Below are 20,013 nucleotides of genomic sequence, written 5' to 3'. Positions count from 1 at the left end.
AGTGGGGATGAAGTTTGTGATTGTGTAAAGCGATAACAAAAAAACTGGGCGATGACGGCAAGTTAGCAAAAAAGAAAGGGAGTCTTGTAGCCTCTTTCTTTTTTATATAGGTCAAATATAGATGGAGGGAAAAGGGGAGTATTTATGAAAGTTAGTAAGATAAAGATTGTTTGTTTATGTCTTGGACTATCTGCTATGGTTGTAGGTTGTACAGATACAAAAGAAAAGACAAAGAATGTTTCTAAGGAAGATAGTAAAAATGGTGTATGAAAGGAGAATTCCAACTCTAAAGAAAGAGTTACGCCGAAGATCGATGAGAATTGTTCAGAGGTATATAGCAAAGAAGAGTGTAATCAGTTCGCAGCGTATACACAATTGGATGCAGGTAAACATAAGGCGCAGGCAACCATATAAAAAGAAATTAAGTATTCGGATAAAGAAGTGTATGAAAAACCGCAGTGTGAGTACATTAAATGAAGTAAAAAATAAGAATGTAATTAACTTAGTATTTATGCAGGGAAAGGAAATTAGCAATACGCTCCAAGAATCTAATGAAGTGTCAGACTCAGATCCAAGAAACTATGTATTTTTTGGTCCACCTGGAACAGGGAAAACATATCAAATTGTTGAACGTGCTCTTGAATTAATCGATAAAAAAACACATGAGGAACTGAAGGCAGATGGACGAGAAGCATTGCAACAAGAGTTTTCACGTTTAACAAAAGAAGGACAAATTCATCTTGTAACGTTCCATCAGTCCTATGGATATGAAGATTTTATAGAAGGATTGAAATCTGATGGAAAAGGGAATTTTGTGCCAACGGATGGTATTTTGAAAAAAGCCGCTCTTGAAGCGATGTATGAAGGAATTCAAAGTACAAGTCAGGAATTTTCGAATGAAGTTCGTTTTGAGCAACTTTATAATTACCTGGTTGAAAATGGCTTGAAGAATAATATTCAATTCGAATCAAAAACAGGAACGAAAAATTTCATTTCATACATTTCAGAGCAAAATAATATCGTTGTAACGAGTGAAGATGTAAAAACTAGTTCAATAGTTTCAAAGAATCGTTTACTAAGCCTTTATCGTTATATTCAGGAGCATGATATTGATTGGAAGAATAATATTATGTTTGTTCGTGAGGCGATTGGTGGGTGTAATCAGACGAGATATTGGTCTGTACTAAATTGGATATTAGAAAAAATGGAAGATACAGTAGAAGACGAAGAAAAAATTGAAGTTGAAGTAGAAGAGAAAAAGGCAATTATTCAAAAGGCATTGTTGGAAAACAGTTCGTTTGATTATTCGAATGCGAAAAAACATGTTGTAATTATTGATGAAATGAACCGAGGCAATATTTCTAAGATTTTTGGTGAGCTGTTAACGTTACTAGAAGAGGATAAGCGTTTAACACAAAGTAATGAATTGATTGTTGAACTACCTTATTCAAAAGCGAAGTTTACGTTACCACCCAATTTATATGTAATAGGGACGATGAATACAGCCGACCGTTCAATTGCACTGCTTGATACAGCGTTACGCCGTCGCTTTGTGTTTGAAGAAATCATGCCAAATACGGATCTTCTTGAATCGATTGGTGATGAAATTGATCTTGCTGAAATGCTTTCTGTTATTAATAGGAGGATTGAAGTGCTGTACGATCGTGATCATATGATTGGGCATGCGTATTTTATAAACGCGAAAACAGATAATGAAGTTATAGCTATTTTTCAAACGAAAATCATTCCACTTTTACAAGAGTATTTTTATGATGATTGGGAAAAGATTGGTCTTGTTTTGGGTGGAATTGGGAGCTCAAAGGAAGATCAATATATTGTTTATAAAGAAGAAGTTAATATAAATGAACTGTTTAAACAAAAGCCATCTATTTATATTCCTGCACTGTACCGAGTAAAACGAAAATTAACAGCGCAAGAGCTAATCGCGATTTATGAATAAGACAATTATAGTGCGTGAGGCGTATGACTGGATTACAGAAAACGACGTTACAGTAGAACAATTTGATGAGCTTATACGATATATTGAAGAAAAATATCCAAATGAACAGGTGATTGATCAAAAGTATAAACGACTTCGCTTTATTAATTATGTTGGCGTCATACAATGTTCTGATGTGCGGTATGAAATTATACCAAAAATAAAAATCACACCTATTGACGATCGAAAGGCATTGCTAGGAATGCTTTCAATTACAGGCTTTTTGCCGGTTTCATTTTATGAGGAAGTACTAAATGGTGAAGATAGAGGTGAACTGCTTACGGCATTTCTTGCTACATTTCTTACCCGTTTGCTAAATGAGCTCAGAAAAGGGACTTATAAAACATACGAACGTCATGAAGAAAATTTAAATACACTGCGTGGCAAGCTCGAGCTTAGTAAACACATTTATAAGAATATATTTCAAAAAACAAAAGCATATTGTGCATTTGATGAATATACGGAAAATAACTCTTTAAACCAGTTATTTAAATGTGCATTGCTCATTGTAAAAAAGCATACCAAAATACATACTTTAAAACTTTATCTTGAGCGCTGTTTAGGCTACTTAGAAACTGTGGATATAGTACATTTCACAGAGAAGGAATTAAAAAGCATTACATTTAACCGACGGAATGAACGTTTTCGTCAAGCTGCTTTATTTGCTAACCTAATTGTTGAGCGAGCAACGATTTATAGTAAAGGGCGAGGAGCATCATCGTTCTCTTTCTTATTTCAAATGAATATGTTGTTTGAAAAATATATTGAAGTAGCACTACAAGAGGCTATTGGTAATAATAAAATAATCAGTCAACATGCAGAGAAGAGGCTATTACGTAACAAGAAGAGTGGACGCCAGAATATTTTATTAAAACCAGATTTTGTGATTGATAATATGATAATCATGGATACGAAGTGGAAAAGTGCAACAAATAATGGAAGAATTAGTTATGTTCAGAGTGACATTTATCAAATGTATGCGTATGTAACTGCTTATAAGGAAGTTCAAAGATGTATATTGCTGTATCCGAAACAGGAGGGAGAAGTTATTCATCCTGTGTGGGAAGTTATCAATACTGAAAAAACTATCGAAATGTGCACGATAAGAATTGATGAATTTTCCAAGACTGTGCGAGAATTAAAAGAAATTCTACAAAAACAAGTTAAATAATTTTGTAAAGACACTCAATTGAATTTGGGTGTCTTTTATTTTAGAAATCAAATCTCCTTTGTAAAAGTATGAATATTTTGTTTTTTTAATTGAAATAGAAATGAGCTTATTATATAATAAGCTCAAGAAATTTTTTCCTTTTTAATCATTCCTAAATAACCACAAACCTTTCGGGTTTACGATCCATTACAAGGAAGTGTATAAAACATATACGCTAATTTGTAATACGAATGTATTCCTGAGAGGTTTTTTTGCGTTGTAGGAATAGGACAAGTATTGAACTAACAAGGATGTGATAGGATGTCTTAACTTTTTAAGAAATGTAATAAGGAAGTAAGAATTTTGAATTTCAAAATACAAAAGAAGGTGGAAAAAGATGAGAGAAGCAGTCTCGTCTTTTTTATTTCGAAAGGAGAAGGGCATGGGTAAGAAAATTATGGTTCAATCTGTAAAGTTGGTAAAAGATAGTAATCGAATTTATGATATTGAGAAAAAGAAAATTACTTGTCCAGCGGATGCTGTACGCTTTGCACAGATTATATTTGATATAGAATCAAGGCCAAATGAAATTTTTGGTGTATTTAACTTAAATACAAAGAATGAAATTATTGGTTGTAGCATTGTGTTTGAAGGAACTGTTGATTCATCGTTAGTCCATCCAAGGGAAACTTTCCGCACGGCAATATTAAACAATGCATCTTCTATTATATGTTTTCACAATCACCGTGCGACACGTTCCTAACTGAAAAGGTTACGCACGCTGTCTGAACGTCATTTATGGCAAGTAAGAGAGTCGTGAACTCTTAACTCGATAGGTAGAATGATAGGGTAACGCCTTGAAATGCCTACTCTAATACTCCGACATGCGTTATTCGAATGTGTATAAGAATAGGGTGTGAAGCTCGGTGAAGTCGGCTGAAAGTTGTCGTAGTACTCATGAATAACCGAAAGCTAACCAGAGGTGGTTGGTACAACTGATAGGTCGGGAGTCGTGAAAAACTTAATATGGTGAGAATGTGGTAAAACACTGACGAACTAGCGAATGAAATGTCTGTAAGTGGAACTACTTAGAAATGAGTAGACTTGATGAAAACTTCAAGTGCGTTCCGTGGGCGAGTAAGTATGGTGGTTTCGAAAGCTCCATGCATCGTTACAGGCGATGGAGAGGACGTCAGGCAAGAGCTAGCACCTAAGTTAAGAATAGATAGAGTTAAGGGAACGTGGAAAGCTATCAACATGGAGAGTACACACTCTATGAAGTGGTAGGGAGGAAAGGAATATATCTATAACTTCCTTTTATGATAGTGAGAGTAGAGGCAGGAGTGATAAAGTTTCTGTAATGGAAATGGAACAATAGCCTCAAGTCGTTTCGCCTAAACTATTTCAACTCAATCATCTCAAGGATTCTCGTATGACTAAAAAGGTCACGAGCCAAGATTGGAGCGTGATATACCTTGAACAAAAACTTTAAGAAGATCCCTAGAATGAAAAATACAAGGTTACGCCATGCTGATTATTATGGCATGACTGAAATCTTCGATGAACTTTATGCAAAAAGTAAGGATAAACAAAAATTTAAAAACCTCATGTCAATCATTACTTCATACAACAACATTCTACTCGCCTATCGAAATATTAAACGGAATAACGGAAGTGCTACGCCTGGAGTCGATGAAGTTACGATAAAGGACGTTGAAGAGCTTGGAACCCATGAGTTTATTGGAATTGTGAAGAAAAGATTTAAACAGTATAATCCTTGAAAAGTAAAACGTGTGGAAATTCCAAAACCTAATGGAAAAACTAGACCATTAGGTATTCCATCTATGTGGGATAGAATTGCGCAACAATGTATTCTACAAGTACTGGAACCTATATGTGAAGCTAATTTTTACAAATATAGTTATGGGTTTAGACCGACAAAATCAGCTGAAAATGCAATATCTGCATGTAATGGACCAATAAACAATAATAAAATGCAATATGTAGTGGATATAGACATTAAAGGTTTCTTCGATGAAGTGAAACATTCAAAACTTATGCGACAAATTTGGGCAATGGGTATTCGTGATAAACAATTACTTGTGATTATACGTAAAATGTTAAAAGCGCCTATTGTTTTACCAAATGGAGAAATCGTACATCCAACAAAAGGGACACCGCAAGGTGGAATACTTTCCCCTCTATTGGCGAATATCGCTTTAAATGAATTTGATTGGTGGATTGCAAACCAATGGGAAAGTAAAAAGTGCCGAACACTTAAGGACTATCTTAATAAGAAAACAGGATGGTATAGTCGCCAATATCGCTATCAACAACTTAGAAAAACATCTACATTAAAAGAAATGTACATTGTCCGCTACGCAGATGATTTTAAAATTTTTACTACAACGCGATTAGATGCTGAAAAGATTTTCATGGCAAGCAAAATGTGGCTAGAGGAACGGTTAAACCTTCCTATTTCTGAGGAGAAATCTCAAATTACAAATCTGAAAAAGAAAAGTAGCGAGTTTCTCGGCTTTGAACTGAAAATGGAACGAAAAGGATATGACCGTTTTGGCCGCAGAAAATACGTTTGTCAATCACATATAGCAGAAAAAGCACGAAAGAGGATTAAGAAACAACTCAAAGACCAGATCAAACTCATGCAAAGAGTTCCCAATGGAAACGAATTAATCAAGAACGTTCGAATTTATAATAGTATGGTTATTGGCATTCACAATTATTATCAAATTGCGACGCAAGTAGTCAATAGTTTGATGCCAATACAATACCAATTAACACAAATAGAACGTCAGCGATTAAAGCAATTTTCATTGAGAAAAACAACCAATTATGCAATCAAAGATAAAGGCATTAAACCTTATTTAAAATCAAAGATGACAAGATATATTAATGGATATCCCCTTATTCCTATTGGGTTCATTAAAACAAAAACAGCATTAATGCCTAAAAATGGTGTTAATAAATTTACCAAAGAAGGACGAGAACTAATGCATCGGGAACAAAAGTCGGTTCCGAACTGGCAAGTTCAATGGATTAGGGAACACCCTATCATTAATGAACGGGCAACAATAGAATTCAATGACAATCGAATATCGCTGTTTATAGCCCAAAATGGAAAATGTGCAGTGACTGGGGAAGAATTGATTCTAACGGAAATGGATTGCCATCATAAAACATTATGGAGTAAAACGAAGGATGATAGTTATTCCAACTTAGTGCTAATTACTAGAGATGTTCACCGGCTAATCCATGCCATAGATGTAGAAACTATCCAAAAGTATCTTGAATTTCTTGAATTAAATGAGGAACAACTTATGAAGCTGAATAAACTAAGGTTGTTAATTGGGAATGAAATAATCAAGTAAATTAGGGATTCAAATTAAACTAAGTAGATTGAGGAAAATGAAATAGAAGGTAAACGATGGAATGCCGTGTGCGATGAAAGTTGCATGCACGGTGTGGAGCAGGGGAAAAGGTGGAGATAACCTCAAAGTCTTACCTATTGCTATCTTCAGGCCATAGTGCGGAATCTCACGAAGATGTTGAAGTGACTAAAAGGTTAAAAGAATGTGGAAACATTATTGGTATACCTCTTCTAGATCATGTCATCATTGGAGATAACAACTATGTGAGTTTAATGAAAAAGGGGATTATCTAATACAAAGCAATAAGCCAACTATTTTTAAGGGGGTGTATAGAGGAATAGGAAGATTCTAAAGCGTTTACTCGCATGAATCTTCTTATTCTTTTTTATTTTGCATAGAAAAATGAAGGATATAATGTATTAACAGAAATGAACGGTCAATACAATGATATGTTAATGGGTATAGGTATATATAAGATGTCTAATGGAAAAGAAGAGTTGTTATTTGATAATAAGAATGAAACAGCAGTACTTTTACTAGAAGAGACAATACGTTTAGAGTGGGAATGGAACAAGTAATTCAAAGACAGTCTGTTTTTGAAGAAAACCCTTGGTGTTTACATGTGGCTAAAAATGTGAAGGTTACAATTACTGCTCTTTCAGATAGTGAAGTGCTTGTCCAAAAAACAGATAATGACCAAGAATTTGCGTCTAAGTTGTATACTCCAAATGAGTGCCAAAGTGTTGTAGCTGGGGAAGGTCTATTAGAGGGAACAGCCCAGCGTGTTATTCGTACGATTTTTGACTATAACAATGCAGCATATTCTAACATGGTAGTAGGAGAAGTTATTTCTTATCCAGGACGATGGTCCAGTTATCCACCGCATCACCATGATCAACCGGAGGTATATTATTATCGCTTTAATAAGCCGCAGGGATTTGGATGTGTAATGGTTGGTGAGGATGCTTATCGCGTTGTACATAATAGCTTTATTACAATTCCAGGTGAGCTAGACCACCCGCAAGCAACTGCGCCTGGATATGCAATGTATTTTTGTTGGATGATTCGACATCTTGAGAATAACCCATGGAATGATCGTATTATGGAGGAAGACCACAAGTGGTTATTAGAACCAAACGTGAAAATTTGGCCAGAAAAGGAATAGATAAATAGAAAAACGAGCACTCCTATTTATAGTGATAGGGTGCTCGTTTTTCTATTTATGCGCAGAAAGGAAAATCCTTCTTACTGTTACCGTCGGGCTATCGTCCTGCACACATTTGAAGAAGGAGAATTCTTTCAGTAAGTATGTAGAAATAATCCTTTATTTTGACGTGTGCTTCTGACCCGATAGCTATTTTTTATGGGGAAAATTAGTTTGCTGGTTATTAAGTTTTTTCTTTGTAATTTATTTTTTGTTTGTTGTTCTATCTACATCTGAAATGGGTAAGTCTGTGCCATATAGGTCTTGGTTAATATCTTTATTTCTAGCATTTGTTCTTGTTCCTTACTAGGGGTATTCAGGGCATCCGATGGGACGCGATTAATCTGTTCGCTCAATAGATTTTCTTCGTCCATATTATACAGCTCTTTTTTGGAATGAGATAAAAAACAATGGAATTATTAATAGAAACTCCGATATTTTGTGTCTTTGAAAGGAATTATATACAAACTTATATTGCAAAGTTAACTAATAAAAAAATGTTAGTGATAAATAAAGAGGTACAGAACTAAAGTTCGAAAGTGTGGTTCTTCTATCAAATAAGATATGATTTGATATTTTCTTAGTTTTGGTTCGTTAAGTTTATATACTTAAAGTAAAGGACTTAATTTCAATTAAGGGGGAGGATAATTTGGAAGTGTATAACTCAGCTGCTCCTGCACAAACAAAAAATGAAGATTTACCATTTGATATTTCTTGGATGACCGATTGGATTGTAGACTGGTTTGGTTCTTTGTTTAATGGCGGCAGTGATGTAATGAAAGATGGGGGAGATAAAATAGATGGTGCAGTCCATGCGAGTGTGCCTGCATTCTTTGATGTTATTTTCCTTATACTTTCTGTAGTAATTTTAATATCATTATTAGTTTTTGGGGCTTCGTTATGGTTTAAACATATTAAGTGGAAAAAAAGATCTATATATTTTGGAGTAGGTTCATTTATTCTCATACTTTTAATAAGGATTCTACCAGTGTTAATGTTGACGACACGTTCTTTTGATTTTCAAACCTTTATGAGTAATATGGTGGGCTTAATTACTTCTATAATTTTAGGAACAGCTGTATTAATGTTTTTGATATCTTTAGCATTAGGTATGCTTTATAAGAAATTTGAACATCCCAAATATGGAAAATGGAGTTCAAGTTTGAGATATAGTTCCATTTTTATATTTGTAATGACATTGCTAGTACCGGCCTTACTGCGTCATTTATAATTTCGGTTTATAAAAGGAGAAGGAGGAATAGTGCAAGTAATTTCTAAAATATTTCTGTGTAATGATGCTAGTATCCGTTCTCCTGTAGATTTCAAGGTAAATCTAATAGATTAAAAAAATATATGATACGAAGTTTTGCCAAAGGGGAGAGGTACTAGTGACTACTTTTGTTGTAATGGTAAGCATATTCTTAATTCTGTTCGTAATTGGTCCAAAAGCGACTAAGAAAAAAGAAGAAAGAGATAGAATTAAAAAGGAACATGAAGAGAAAATAGAGGCTTTAGAGGAAGAGAAAATTGACTTAGATATTAATGGAACTAAAGTACGGTTACACAAGAAGCCTAAGTTAAAAAGTAGTATATATAAAATAAAGGGTGACAGATAAATTCATAATAGGATAATCAGTTTCAAATTTATTTACAAAGCTTTAGTACAATCAGAAAGGATGATTCGATGGGAGCTGAAGTTAAATACCGATGGACAACTAGCATTTTTAATTACAAAGGTAAAGGAGAAGAATGGATAACAGGTTATTTAGAAACTAAGGAAGCAGCAAGTGGTGACCTTATAGCTGAGGGCACATCAGGGTTTATATTATTGGATAACCCTGATAGTGAAGGAGATATTCAAGAAGTAGAATTCATAAAAATCATTAAAGATGAAAAAGGGAATGCTATTGTTTCAGAAGTAATAAGTGATGAAACAGCTAAAAAACTATATTTTGATAAGGCTTTTGAAGTATGGAAAGAGGATTTTTAGATAATATCATTTATTGATTAAATTTTGTCCAAAAATCATTTTATGTGTAATAAAGTCATTTTAAATAAAAGCAATAATTTCCTATCATATTTTCGTGACAGGAAATTATTGCTTTTTTATGTTGATTTATACTTTACGTATTGCTTCTGTTAGTAAGTAATTTTATCTTTATAAAAATATATTTATCGCATTATATAAATATTAAACTAAGTTAAATATTGGTATCTGTTCTCATTGAATATATCAGAAAATATTGGTAAAAAACAGTCTTTTTATTACATTCAATTGACTTTAATATTTAAAGGGTCATATGAACTTTAAGTTTGTGTTGATTAATCCTCGTCATTACAAGGGGACGTTTTTTGAAGGAATCGTTAAAAAGGAGTGGTGTTTATAAAGAAAATATTATTATTTGTATGCGCTTTAGTGTTATTTGTCATGTTTGGATGTACTAAAAAAGTATCTAATAAGTATGTTATCTCAGAGGGAAGTTGCCAGAAAAATTGGGCAGTTTGTACGTTATTTCCTGAACGTGTAATCAAAATTGCAGGTTCTAAAACTGTGAAAGTAGCTGTTTTAGATAGTGGGATTAATCAGGACATAAAGGGACTTAAAGGCCAGGTAAAGAAAAGTTATAATGCGCTTAATAATACTTTTGAGACAGAGGCTATATTAGATCATGGAACTATGATTGCAAGTATCATTGCTTCTACAAAAAGTAGAAATAATGTGGTGGGAATTAATCCTGCTGTTGAATTGTATGATGTTCAAGTTTTAAATGAAAAGGGTAGTGGAAAAATAGCGGATATAATATCAGGGATAAACTGGAGTGTTGAACAAGGTGTTGATATTATCAATTTAAGTTTTGGCTTTTCTAAAGATGACCCTAAGCTAAGGGAAGCGATAAGAAATGCATCAAATAAAGGGATAATAATTATTGCTGCTACAGGAAATACCATTGGCTTATCTACTGATTACCCTGCTAAATACCCTGAAGTATTATCTATTTCTGCTATTGATAAGGATATGAAATTATATGCTTATGCCGGCCAAGGCAAGGTTGATTTTGTGGCACCAGGCGTAGATGTACCTGTATTAAACATACATGGAGAGGTTGAAATGCAAAGCGGGACTTCTTATGCAACAGCTTATACAACAGGGATAGTTTCTATATTGCTTCAAAATGGGAGTAAAGACATAGAAAAGGATCTACGCTTTGGAGCAATAAAATTAGGTGCGAAAGAAAAATTTGGGATGGGATTAGTACAAATAAAAGAATAAGGTGGAGAATTTAATGAAAAAATATTTTATCTTCAGTATAATTACAGCGCTTTTCATTACATATGTTCCTACAGGGTTTGTATATGCAGCGCAAGAAAATGATTCTGCATTAAAAGAAATTGTAAATGTTACCGAAAACACTGAAACTAGTAAAATAGATACCGAAGTTAAAGTTGATGTAAAGGAAGATTTAGGAATAGAATCATCCGAACAAATTGAAATAACTGAAAATGTTGTTGATAATGTAGACACTTTTGAATCAATATTAGATACTGATCAAGTACAAATGGAAAGTACATTGGAATATAATATTGAAACAAGTGAAATGAGTGCTAAAGCAATACTAAATGATGATAATGGAAATGAAATAGAGAAGAATTTTTCAATTCTTGTGACTGATGTAGAAGGTGAAGATTTAAAAGCCATTTTTGTGGATCAAGAAACTGGTGAGCAATATTCTATTGATACACAAGAAATAACTGCATCTGCTCTTCCTTTGGTTCCCGTTCTTGTTGCATTCATAGTTAAAAGCGGTCTAAAAGCAGCTATAAAAAAATATGGACCAACTGCTATTAGAACTCTAATGAAAAACTCTGAACCTCTTGCTAAAGCAGTTGCAAGCAGATTAGGATACGCAGAAACAAAATTTTACTCTCATGGTGCAAGAGTATATTATAACAAAAAAGGAAAACCTAAATATATAACTAGAGACAAAGATGGCCACATTGGTGGAGCTTTTAAAGGTGCTGATACAGTAAAAGCTCTTGCAAATAAGAAAACTAGATCTGGAACTTATGATTTAGAATTAAGAAGAATCGGAGCTTAATAACTAATTATGGATAAATTTAAAAAATTCAAAGTAGATTTTACAAATACTGAAGAAACTCCCTTTTTTCAAGTAACTTCGAATCATAGAATTAGATTCGATATGGATTTATTTGTGAATAATAACACTCGATTATTAAAAAATATCTTGGATAATTTATTCAATCAAAACGAAAAAATAAATTCTTCCTTTATCTGTGGATATATTATAAATGGTAAAAGAATTCATGAAAAAACAGGTTTAGGTAAATTTACTAAAATTAGAAATTGGAAAGAAACATTAATAAAAAACGATAATTTTACAAGTTCAACAATTTTTGCATCTATAAAAAATTTAAATTATCAAGATGTCTATAAATACTGTCAAAATGTATCACAAGGGCATCCATCAGCATATATCTCATTTTATAATGACAATTATTTATTATATATAAATCAGGATGTACTTGATATAATTTCATTTAATGAGAAGTTAATAGAACAATTAAAAACTAAATATGCAGTGGAATATGATAAATATTATGAGTAATTGATATATTTTAAAGGAATATATTAAGAGATTATAGAGAATTCCCAAAAGACCAACCCCTTATTTATTAAGGGGTTGGTCTTTTTTGATTTTTGTGTAGGTTTGCAATAAGGTTTAACCGTTTTGAAAAAAGATTAACTGCTTATAAAAAAGTCGTACCGTTTTCAATCCTTTTTATTTCCAAGTTGATGTGATATATTTATAACAATTAGTGCGAAATACATCGCAAAGGAGAATTCACATGAAAAACAAACTGGCTTACTTGGGGTTTATTGGATTTCTAGGATTTCTAGGACTTTTAGGTCCTCATTCATTTTTAGGTGAAACATCATTTACATATTACTTTTTCGCTTTCTTCCCCTTCTTTTTATATGCAAAAGTTATACCAGATGAACTTTTTATTCTACATGTTCGCATTGCTGCCACAAAGGCATTTTTCGTGGCATTAGTAATGGGTGTTTTACTAATCTTAAGTATCGTTATTTTTGCAAATGTACATGTAATCAGATTATGCGTTGTACTTGCAGTTGTAATACCATTAGGAACTTTTGTAATTAATTTAGAAATATTTGAACGTAGAGAAAAGAAAGGGATGCAAGATGCCACTTAAAACTCGAATGAAAGAATATAGGGTAAAGCTAAGTATGTCTCAAGAAGATCTAGCCAATGAGGTTGGTGTCCGAAGGGAAACAATTGGCAATCTCGAAAATGGAAAATATAATCCTTCATTCAAACTCACTTATGATATTGCGAAGGTTTTGAAAGCACCTATTGAAGTTCTGTTTTGGTTTGAAGAATAGGTTAGGTATAAGTATATTGTTGTAATAGATATGTCTATGAGTTTTGATTAATCTTTTTTATAAAAACTAGATTCGGATTTCTAACAAAAGACTCCATTTTGATTAATCTTTTTTCAAAATGGAGTCTTCTTATTTACCATATAATATGGGTTTGTGGAGTTTTTTTGATTAAACTTTATTTCAAACCAACATTTTCTTCCATAATGAAGTATTTAATTACATTGAGTGTTGTTATTTATCCTTACATATGCAATGTTCTCAACTAATTGAAAGTCATTTTCTATTAATTGGGTAATAAATTCATTTGAATTATTTTGCTTATCAATTTTCTCTAATAATACAAAATCACCTAATTTATTACTTTCCTCAAATGGTAGGAGCCTGTTTTCAAGTATAACGTTTAGGATACCTAATTCGATATTAGAGAATGTATGCTGCTTTGTTAATTTATTTGCTAGATGAAATGCAATTAATTGAAGAAACTTTCTAATGTCATATGGGGTAGTATTATAATACTTATATCTATTTGCAAGTTCGTTAAGTACATACAATAGATGATCAAATTCCATAGAAGATAAGGCGGAAATATCTTCAACTGGGAGTTTAGGTTTCTTTTTTCTTCCAAACGGTACTTTGATACGATTCATTTCTACACTTCCTTATTAGTATTTATCTCTTCCCACTCACTTTTTTCTAAGTAAATCATTTTAATTTGACGTCTAAGTAATTGTGAAATGGTTTTAGTAACTATGGAATCATTTAATGGATTATATAAAGTTTCAACTTGTTGGGGATGTTCCATTACGAATATAATATGGTGCTTTGATCCAGTAGCATGAACTATTTCTCCTAAACTATTTGCAATAAGGGGATTATCTTTCTTTATATGAGCAATACAGTTAGGGAGGAAAGTTTCTAACAATTTGCTTGTTTCCCAAGTGATTTCAGGTAAAACAATATCTTTTGCAGTTTCCTTAGCTTTAGGATCGCGATAAATTTGAATGTTTCTGCGTCTTTGATTAGCAGTTGGTTCTTCTTTTTGTTTTTCTAATTCGTCTAAACGCTGATTGAATGCTGCGATGGTATCAAGTAAACTTTGTAACAATGTTTGATTAAGCTCACTGGAATCTTCATTTTCATTATTTTTGATATTCGGTTGGATCGTTGATATTTCCTGCTCCAGTTGAAGTATCTTAACTAATGCAATTTCGATTAGCGTTGCTGCATATACAGAATTTTTTATTTTATACTGTACCGTAGTAAGCTCTTCAAGAATATTTGGAATCTTGGATAATGGTATTCGCTCAGCAAGGTTTATAAAGGCATTATTATAAATGGCCACTTTAAACATGTCAGTTTTTTGAGATAGATTAAATATCATGAGGTCTCTATAGTAACCGATTAAATCGCTTAAAAAGAAATCCGCTTGTTTTCTCTCTAGGATAGTTTGCAAGGAATCCAAAGTGCTGTTTAAATCTTTCTCAGTTATATAATGTATTAGTTTTTCAATATCCTGAATTGCTACCTTACCAACGACTGTTGCAACATGCTCTATTGTTACATTATTTGTTGCGTATGCAATTACTTGGTCCATTATGCTAAGAGCATTTCTTAAACCACCTTCAGCTAATTGGGATATTAAATGCAATGCTTCATCTGTAATCCGAATCCCTTGATCATGGGAGATGAATTTTAACCTGTCAATCATTGCTTGAAGTGGTATATTTCGAAATTCAAATTGTTGGCATCTAGAAATGATAGTTTTAGGAACTTTTTGTGGATCTGTTGTAGCCAGTATGAAAATAACATGTGCTGGTGGCTCTTCTAATGTCTTTAATAGGGCATTAAATGCAGAATTTGAAAGCATATGCACTTCATCGATGATGTACACTTTATATTTTCCTGTAACCGGTGCTAAATGTACCTGGTCTCGTATCTGCCGTATTTCTTCTACTCCATTATTACTTGCAGCATCAAATTCTAGAATGTCCGCGAATTTATTATTATTGATATCACTACAGTTGGCGCACTTTTGACAAGGCTCACCATTACTTAATGGAGCTAAGCAGTTAACGCCTTTTCCAATTATTTTGGCAACAGTTGTTTTACCAGTACCTCGTGGTCCAGATAGTAGGTAGGCATGAGCTACTTTTTCTAGTTTAATCGCATTCATGATTGTCGTTTTAATATGATCTTGCCCCACTAAATCATTAAAGTTATTTGGTCTATACGCACGGTATAGTGCAATATAATTACTCATTAATATTCCTCCCATAAATATAAATTTTATTAAATGGCAATCCTTTTAAACGCAAAAAAGCAGCCAAATGAGTAGAGTTACTGTTCACATTTTCATGTGTTAACTCAACCCAAAGGGCTGCTTTTAATTTAAAGAAGAAAAAACAAAAAGTAAAAAAATATAAGAATATTATAACTCTTGATTTAGCAAAAAGGAAGATTAAAAAGTTTATGAATCGATTTGACACTCATAATTCCACATATTACTATTTAGAGGAGTTGTCAGAAAATTCTATTGTGGAGGGGATTAAAAATGGGTGAATTAGTTTCGATTACAAAAAAGGATGGAAAAGAATCAATAGATTTATTTAAACATTATAGTGAGTGTTTTGAGGAAGGAGATTCTATAGGTCAAGATAAGATATCTGATGAATTATTTACAAAAGTGAAAGATGCTGTTACTCAGTATTGGTTAGAATCTACGGACTCATTACCTGATGTTGTTGATTTGTACATTATTATTTCATTAATAGAAAGTGATTCACCAAAACACAAGAAAATAGTTACTCGTTTTTTCAATGACTGTAAAATTTTCTTAACTGCAAAGGAAAAGAAACAAGGTAAACGAGGGAAAATCGATCGCTTGTTAAAAGAATATAGTAAACCACAAATGAAAGAAAGACTTCAAAAGAACTTGAAAGTCGCTGGTGAAATTGAGATAGCTCAATTACAAGCAGCGTATGATCAAACAGATAATCAACAGAAAAAAATTAAAGATGTACAAGAAGTAATTGAGAAGTACGGAATGCATTTCACAATTTTTATCACTGCTTATATGAAAACTAAAGGAACAGATGATATGCATGATTTGTATTTAGAAGCTGCTCCATTTAGATACATTAACATTCTTGCAGAATTAGCAATATTTCATCAGGAGAGATATCCTAGTCAAGAAAAGGCCGAAGAGATTTCGTTTAAAGAGGAGTGGAATAAACTTCAAAGTAAGTTAAACGAGTATGAAAAAAAGTTTAACAAACAAGAGAAGATGTTAAATAAATACAAAATGGAAAATGAACATTTGAAAAAACAAAAAATCTCATCAGATGCTAAGGCCTCAAGAGTTGTTAAACAAACGGAGAGGTCAGTAAATGAATTGATGACTGATTTGGCAACTGAGGAGGAAATCAAGTCAGAACAACATAAAAAAGAAATAGAGTATTTAAATAAAACGATTGAACAAATGGCTCTAGAAATCATTCAATTGCAGAAAGAAGAAGAGCCGGAAGGAAATGTGCATAAGAATGATTTGTCAGGAAAGAAAGTGGCTGTAATTGGTGGGAATAAAGAAAGATACTATAGAGAGTGCGTTGAAAAATACAATGCAGAAATTATATTTGTAGCAGAAGATCAGCATCGTAAGATAGATAGTACAGTTAAAAAAGCTGATGTAGTCTTTTATCTAACAGAATTATTGAGTCATATATATCATGAATTAATTATTCCGGCCGCAGCTCGTTATAACACTCCTATTCGCTTTGTAAATAGTAAGGGGATTTCAGCATTTGAAAGTGCATTAAAAAGATATGCTAATGAGAATTAGATAAAAATTTGATGGAAGTTTGAGATTTAGCTAGAATGTTCGATGGTGAGGGGACGCATTTGGGTTGAAGGATACAAAGATATAAAATAAGAGAGAGTTTAATATATAATAAAGTGTTAAGTTGAAAAACGGTAAGTTCATCTTAAAAGGATTCATTTTGATTAAACTTTATTCAAAATGAATCCTTTTAAGATGTTATAAAATACGTGTTTATAAGAGACTTCTAATCAAACATTATTTAAAAAATCAACAATATATATTTTTAAGAATTAATTAAAGACCTTGTAGGTGGTGAAATTTGTATATTATTATCTCCAAAAGTAATAATATTATTGTTATAATGCATTTATATTGATTTTGAAAAAGAGGGTGAATCCTGATGTCACAACCAATTAATATAAATGCAGAAACTAATAGCATGTATATCTTTCAAGGTAATCGTTTTTTAGAGTATATAGAACCAATTGAGATAAAGAAAGTTATAAAAGAGAAGACAGGTTTTGAGGAACAGGATGGAGAGGGTTTTGGAGAGTATTATAAGCGCTTTCTAACAGAAAAAGCTAGCGAGGCAGAAATTTTAGAAAGAGAATTTTTTGAATCAATTTTTTATGGACGATTAACCAATGTATTCATAAATAAAATAAAAAATGAACCCGTTACTGAGGACATTTTCAAACAAGCAGTCAAACGCTTAATTGATGATATGAATTCTAGAAATACTTTACCACCAGATGTTAAAAGGTTAATGAAGGAAGATGGCTTTTACATAATGGATTTAGTAAACACTACAGAAAAAAATACATTTTTAGCTGGTTTCGATTATAGTACTGCAAATGGTTATGTAGATAAATCCAGATTTCTAATTACACATGTTGTTCCAACAAAAACAGACGCTGATAGAACAGTTATAAAATATCTTGTATGTGCAATAGAAATTAATTATACAAAAAAAACACTTGTAGCAGCTTTAAAAAACATTCCCAATATAGTAAATGAAGATGAGAATGGAGAAATAGATGAGGGAATACAAAAAACAGTAGTTCAAGCGTATAAAAAATTTTTAAAACTTTTTGAAAATCACTTACAAATTCAAAAGTTTATTAAAGTTAAAAAAGATAGAAGAGCAATGTTTGAAATGTGTGAAAAACTTGATAATACTATGTTGTATGATTTAAGAGAAGAAATTGAATTGAAAAATTCGGACACGCTTAAAACTATGGTAAGTACGTTAACTGAAGAACTATTTGGGAAAGCAATTGCCCCAATTGTAAAACAAGATAATTTAGTAAAACGTTTTAAATCTTTATTATTGGCAACATATTTAGATGTAATGACCGAAGATGATAATTTAATATATATCGCAAAGAGTAGTAAGTTAGTTGGTTATCCTACTAGAGTGGCATTTCAATCTAGTAATTCTTTAAAGGGAGCAACTGGAACATCAGGAGCAAGTGAACCGGTAGCTACATCTGTTATGTTTCATAGTTTATATACTGACTTCCAGGAAGCTCTGGAATTACCAAAATGGGCACTATCTTGGTTTACAGATATAAATCATTTAACAGATAGCACAGAAGTCATTCAAACATCTGTAGTATCTATGAAAGAGAATTTCAAGGTGACTTTTATTAACAAAAACCATATTGGGAAGGAATTATTTCAGCATGTTATTGGAGAGCTTAGTCAGTGCCGTGATTACGAAGAAGGCGATGAGTGAATCAGAGGCCATAGAAAATATTAATTCTTTTCTAAAAAAATTTCGTTTTATCAAGTTTAGTAGCGATTCGTCTTTTCCGAATTTTAGTGAAATTATTTTAGCAATGAAGGAATTAGGTTTAACACGAGAGTATTTTAATTACACATGTTTAAGATATGATAAAACTGAAAATACAAATGTAATGATGACCACATGTGTACATTGTGGAAACAATATTAGTGTTGTAAATGGTAATCATGAAATTAAACATATGTTTCAAATAAATAAGACGAAAACTTTGATACTATTAGAGGAGTTAAATTTAAGGAGAGAAAAAGAAATGTTAGATCATTATCTTATAGAGGATTATTCTCTTAATCTAGAGCAATTAAAGAAAAGAAAAGAGAATTTAATACCATTTATGGGTTCGGGATTGTCAGTTCCTTTTAATTTACCTAATTGGAAAGGCATGTTAAATGGATTTTCAAGATATCTGAAAAAAGGATATGAGGGGTATTATAATGATAAGCTAGATGAAGGAGATTATTTCGAAGCGCTTAGTTATTTAAAAAAGTCTTCGTTCTTAAGCAAGGACGAATTAATTCAAGAACAAATTGTTGATATATTTAATGAAAAAATTAACATGAAAATAGAAAGAGAAAATCATAATTATCAAGATGTTTTAGATTTGAATTCTGATTTTTATTTAACAACAAATTATGATAATATTTTTTCGACGATTAGGGGTAGTTTCCATCCCCCTCTTATGTGGGATGATATTGAAAATATGCAGAAATTTTTAGGCGAGAAAAAACAATCCATAGTGCATTTACACGGGATGATTCATAAACCTAAAACTATGATTGTTACAAAGGAAAGTTATGATGGGCTGTATAAGAATGAGGATTTTATGAGAATAATCTCTACGTTTATGAGCAATAAATCATTTATCTTCTTAGGTTTTTCTTTTCAAGATGTTTATTTTAAAGACTTGTACGAAAAAATTATATCTAAAACGGGTGGAGAACATTTTATTATCCTTCCTAATATTTCATATAGTGATGCGCTAACCTTTTCGAAGCAAAACCTAAAAGTAATTGGAATAAATGTTAAAGAATCAGACGTTGGAATAGACGGGGAGGATTTAGTAAAAGGTATCAAAACAATTTTAAATTATATTAATAATGATACAAAATAATGTTATGGATAAGATTGAAAGACTCTTATCTACTATATATTAACCCATTATAGTAACAGGGAAATGTTTGAATGTTTCGTGAGTTCGAGTTAATATAGATTAAATAATACTTTT

17 protein-coding genes and 4 pseudogenes are annotated in these 20,013 nt (G+C 32.1%); 19 read left to right on the top strand and 2 right to left on the bottom strand.

Annotation, left to right across the window (positions count from 1 at the left end):
- Nucleotides 1–144: 144 nt before the first annotated feature.
- The 16 genes and pseudogenes from QCI47_RS29255 to QCI47_RS29180 all read left to right on the top strand — a co-directional run bounded on the left by QCI47_RS29255 (nt 145) and on the right by QCI47_RS29180 (nt 13,167).
- Entirely contained in the window at nt 145–270 is a 126-nt protein-coding gene (locus QCI47_RS29255) for a hypothetical protein (protein ID WP_255829288.1), read from the top strand.
- A complete protein-coding gene (locus tag QCI47_RS29250) occupies nt 260–1,960 on the top strand; it encodes an McrB family protein (RefSeq protein WP_013142322.1) in 1,701 nt (566 codons plus the stop codon). The genes QCI47_RS29255 and QCI47_RS29250 overlap by 11 nt, the downstream gene beginning before the upstream one ends.
- On the top strand, nt 1,953–3,170 hold the full coding sequence (locus QCI47_RS29245; protein WP_001044030.1) for an McrC family protein: 1,218 nt from the start codon (nt 1,953–1,955) through the stop codon (nt 3,168–3,170). The genes QCI47_RS29250 and QCI47_RS29245 overlap by 8 nt, the downstream gene beginning before the upstream one ends.
- A gap of 421 nt (nt 3,171–3,591) precedes the next feature.
- A pseudogene (locus QCI47_RS29240) lies at nt 3,592–3,909 on the top strand (JAB domain-containing protein); the annotation flags it as partial.
- 347 nt (nt 3,910–4,256) lie between these two features.
- Entirely contained in the window at nt 4,257–4,436 is a 180-nt protein-coding gene (locus tag QCI47_RS29235; RefSeq protein ID WP_000858402.1) for a hypothetical protein, read from the top strand.
- 188 nt (nt 4,437–4,624) lie between these two features.
- Nucleotides 4,625–6,538: pseudogene (gene ltrA, locus QCI47_RS29230) on the top strand (group II intron reverse transcriptase/maturase).
- 146 nt (nt 6,539–6,684) lie between these two features.
- A pseudogene (locus QCI47_RS29225) lies at nt 6,685–6,831 on the top strand (JAB domain-containing protein); the annotation flags it as partial.
- Nucleotides 6,832–6,966: 135 nt separating this feature from the next.
- Nucleotides 6,967–7,703, top strand: a pseudogene (locus QCI47_RS29220) (5-deoxy-glucuronate isomerase).
- A 670-nt stretch (nt 7,704–8,373) separates the two neighbouring features.
- A complete protein-coding gene (locus QCI47_RS29215; protein ID WP_078437645.1) occupies nt 8,374–8,973 on the top strand; it encodes a hypothetical protein in 600 nt (199 codons plus the stop codon).
- Between the two features lie 157 nt (nt 8,974–9,130).
- Nucleotides 9,131–9,358, top strand: coding sequence for a hypothetical protein (locus QCI47_RS29210; RefSeq protein WP_000206847.1), 228 nt, complete (start codon nt 9,131–9,133; stop codon nt 9,356–9,358).
- A gap of 68 nt (nt 9,359–9,426) precedes the next feature.
- Complete coding sequence (locus tag QCI47_RS29205; RefSeq protein WP_000500630.1) at nt 9,427–9,732, top strand: hypothetical protein; 306 nt, start codon at nt 9,427–9,429, stop codon at nt 9,730–9,732.
- Nucleotides 9,733–10,119: 387 nt separating this feature from the next.
- Entirely contained in the window at nt 10,120–11,013 is an 894-nt protein-coding gene (locus QCI47_RS29200; protein ID WP_025921766.1) for a S8 family serine peptidase, read from the top strand.
- 13 nt (nt 11,014–11,026) lie between these two features.
- Entirely contained in the window at nt 11,027–11,839 is an 813-nt protein-coding gene (locus QCI47_RS29195; RefSeq protein ID WP_000759759.1) for an SAR2788 family putative toxin, read from the top strand.
- Nucleotides 11,840–11,848: 9 nt separating this feature from the next.
- Nucleotides 11,849–12,367: a hypothetical protein gene (locus tag QCI47_RS29190; protein WP_000357144.1), complete on the top strand. Its 519-nt coding sequence runs from the start codon at nt 11,849–11,851 to the stop codon at nt 12,365–12,367.
- Nucleotides 12,368–12,608: 241 nt separating this feature from the next.
- Nucleotides 12,609–12,977, top strand: a complete 369-nt coding sequence (locus tag QCI47_RS29185) for a DUF3796 domain-containing protein (protein ID WP_000791541.1) — start codon at nt 12,609–12,611, stop codon at nt 12,975–12,977.
- On the top strand, nt 12,967–13,167 hold the full coding sequence (locus tag QCI47_RS29180) for a helix-turn-helix transcriptional regulator (RefSeq protein ID WP_001128818.1): 201 nt from the start codon (nt 12,967–12,969) through the stop codon (nt 13,165–13,167). The genes QCI47_RS29185 and QCI47_RS29180 overlap by 11 nt, the downstream gene beginning before the upstream one ends.
- A gap of 212 nt (nt 13,168–13,379) precedes the next feature.
- Here the strand turns inward: QCI47_RS29180 and QCI47_RS29175 are convergent, their stop codons facing one another.
- Together QCI47_RS29175 and dnaX are read right to left on the bottom strand one after the other, a co-directional pair.
- Nucleotides 13,380–13,814, bottom strand: coding sequence for a hypothetical protein (locus QCI47_RS29175; RefSeq protein WP_001079848.1), 435 nt, complete (start codon nt 13,812–13,814; stop codon nt 13,380–13,382).
- 2 nt (nt 13,815–13,816) lie between these two features.
- Nucleotides 13,817–15,427, bottom strand: a complete 1,611-nt coding sequence (dnaX, locus tag QCI47_RS29170) for a DNA polymerase III subunit gamma/tau (RefSeq protein WP_170933251.1) — start codon at nt 15,425–15,427, stop codon at nt 13,817–13,819.
- Nucleotides 15,428–15,718: 291 nt separating this feature from the next.
- On the opposite strand from dnaX, the gene QCI47_RS29165 reads away from it, so the two are divergent.
- The 3 genes from QCI47_RS29165 (at nt 15,719) to QCI47_RS29155 (ending at nt 19,899) form a co-directional block, all read left to right on the top strand.
- Nucleotides 15,719–17,005, top strand: a complete 1,287-nt coding sequence (locus QCI47_RS29165) for a DUF2325 domain-containing protein (protein ID WP_071742954.1) — start codon at nt 15,719–15,721, stop codon at nt 17,003–17,005.
- A gap of 379 nt (nt 17,006–17,384) precedes the next feature.
- Nucleotides 17,385–18,722, top strand: a complete 1,338-nt coding sequence (locus tag QCI47_RS29160; protein WP_071742952.1) for a hypothetical protein — start codon at nt 17,385–17,387, stop codon at nt 18,720–18,722.
- On the top strand, nt 18,715–19,899 hold the full coding sequence (locus QCI47_RS29155) for an SIR2 family protein (RefSeq protein ID WP_071742950.1): 1,185 nt from the start codon (nt 18,715–18,717) through the stop codon (nt 19,897–19,899). Before QCI47_RS29160 ends, QCI47_RS29155 begins: the two co-directional genes overlap by 8 nt.
- Nucleotides 19,900–20,013: the final 114 nt, after the last annotated feature.

The organism is Bacillus cereus group sp. RP29 (assembly GCF_040459765.1).
Lineage (GTDB): Bacteria > Bacillota > Bacilli > Bacillales > Bacillaceae_G > Bacillus_A > Bacillus_A paranthracis.
Note: the sequence above shows the minus strand (reverse complement) of the source record. Positions and strands in the feature narration are given on the sequence as shown.

Coding starts and splice junctions, on each gene's coding strand:
- QCI47_RS29255 (WP_255829288.1), top strand. CDS start 145: ATGAAAGTTAGTAAGATAAAGATTGTTTGTTTATGTCTTGGACTATCT.
- QCI47_RS29250 (WP_013142322.1), top strand. CDS start 260: ATGGTGTATGAAAGGAGAATTCCAACTCTAAAGAAAGAGTTACGCCGA.
- QCI47_RS29245 (WP_001044030.1), top strand. CDS start 1,953: ATGAATAAGACAATTATAGTGCGTGAGGCGTATGACTGGATTACAGAA.
- QCI47_RS29235 (WP_000858402.1), top strand. CDS start 4,257: ATGAAAACTTCAAGTGCGTTCCGTGGGCGAGTAAGTATGGTGGTTTCG.
- QCI47_RS29205 (WP_000500630.1), top strand. CDS start 9,427: ATGGGAGCTGAAGTTAAATACCGATGGACAACTAGCATTTTTAATTAC.
- QCI47_RS29195 (WP_000759759.1), top strand. CDS start 11,027: ATGAAAAAATATTTTATCTTCAGTATAATTACAGCGCTTTTCATTACA.
- QCI47_RS29190 (WP_000357144.1), top strand. CDS start 11,849: ATGGATAAATTTAAAAAATTCAAAGTAGATTTTACAAATACTGAAGAA.
- QCI47_RS29185 (WP_000791541.1), top strand. CDS start 12,609: ATGAAAAACAAACTGGCTTACTTGGGGTTTATTGGATTTCTAGGATTT.
- QCI47_RS29180 (WP_001128818.1), top strand. CDS start 12,967: ATGCCACTTAAAACTCGAATGAAAGAATATAGGGTAAAGCTAAGTATG.
- QCI47_RS29175 (WP_001079848.1), bottom strand. CDS start 13,814: ATGAATCGTATCAAAGTACCGTTTGGAAGAAAAAAGAAACCTAAACTC.
- dnaX (WP_170933251.1), bottom strand. CDS start 15,427: ATGAGTAATTATATTGCACTATACCGTGCGTATAGACCAAATAACTTT.
- QCI47_RS29165 (WP_071742954.1), top strand. CDS start 15,719: ATGGGTGAATTAGTTTCGATTACAAAAAAGGATGGAAAAGAATCAATA.
- QCI47_RS29160 (WP_071742952.1), top strand. CDS start 17,385: ATGTCACAACCAATTAATATAAATGCAGAAACTAATAGCATGTATATC.
- QCI47_RS29155 (WP_071742950.1), top strand. CDS start 18,715: ATGAGTGAATCAGAGGCCATAGAAAATATTAATTCTTTTCTAAAAAAA.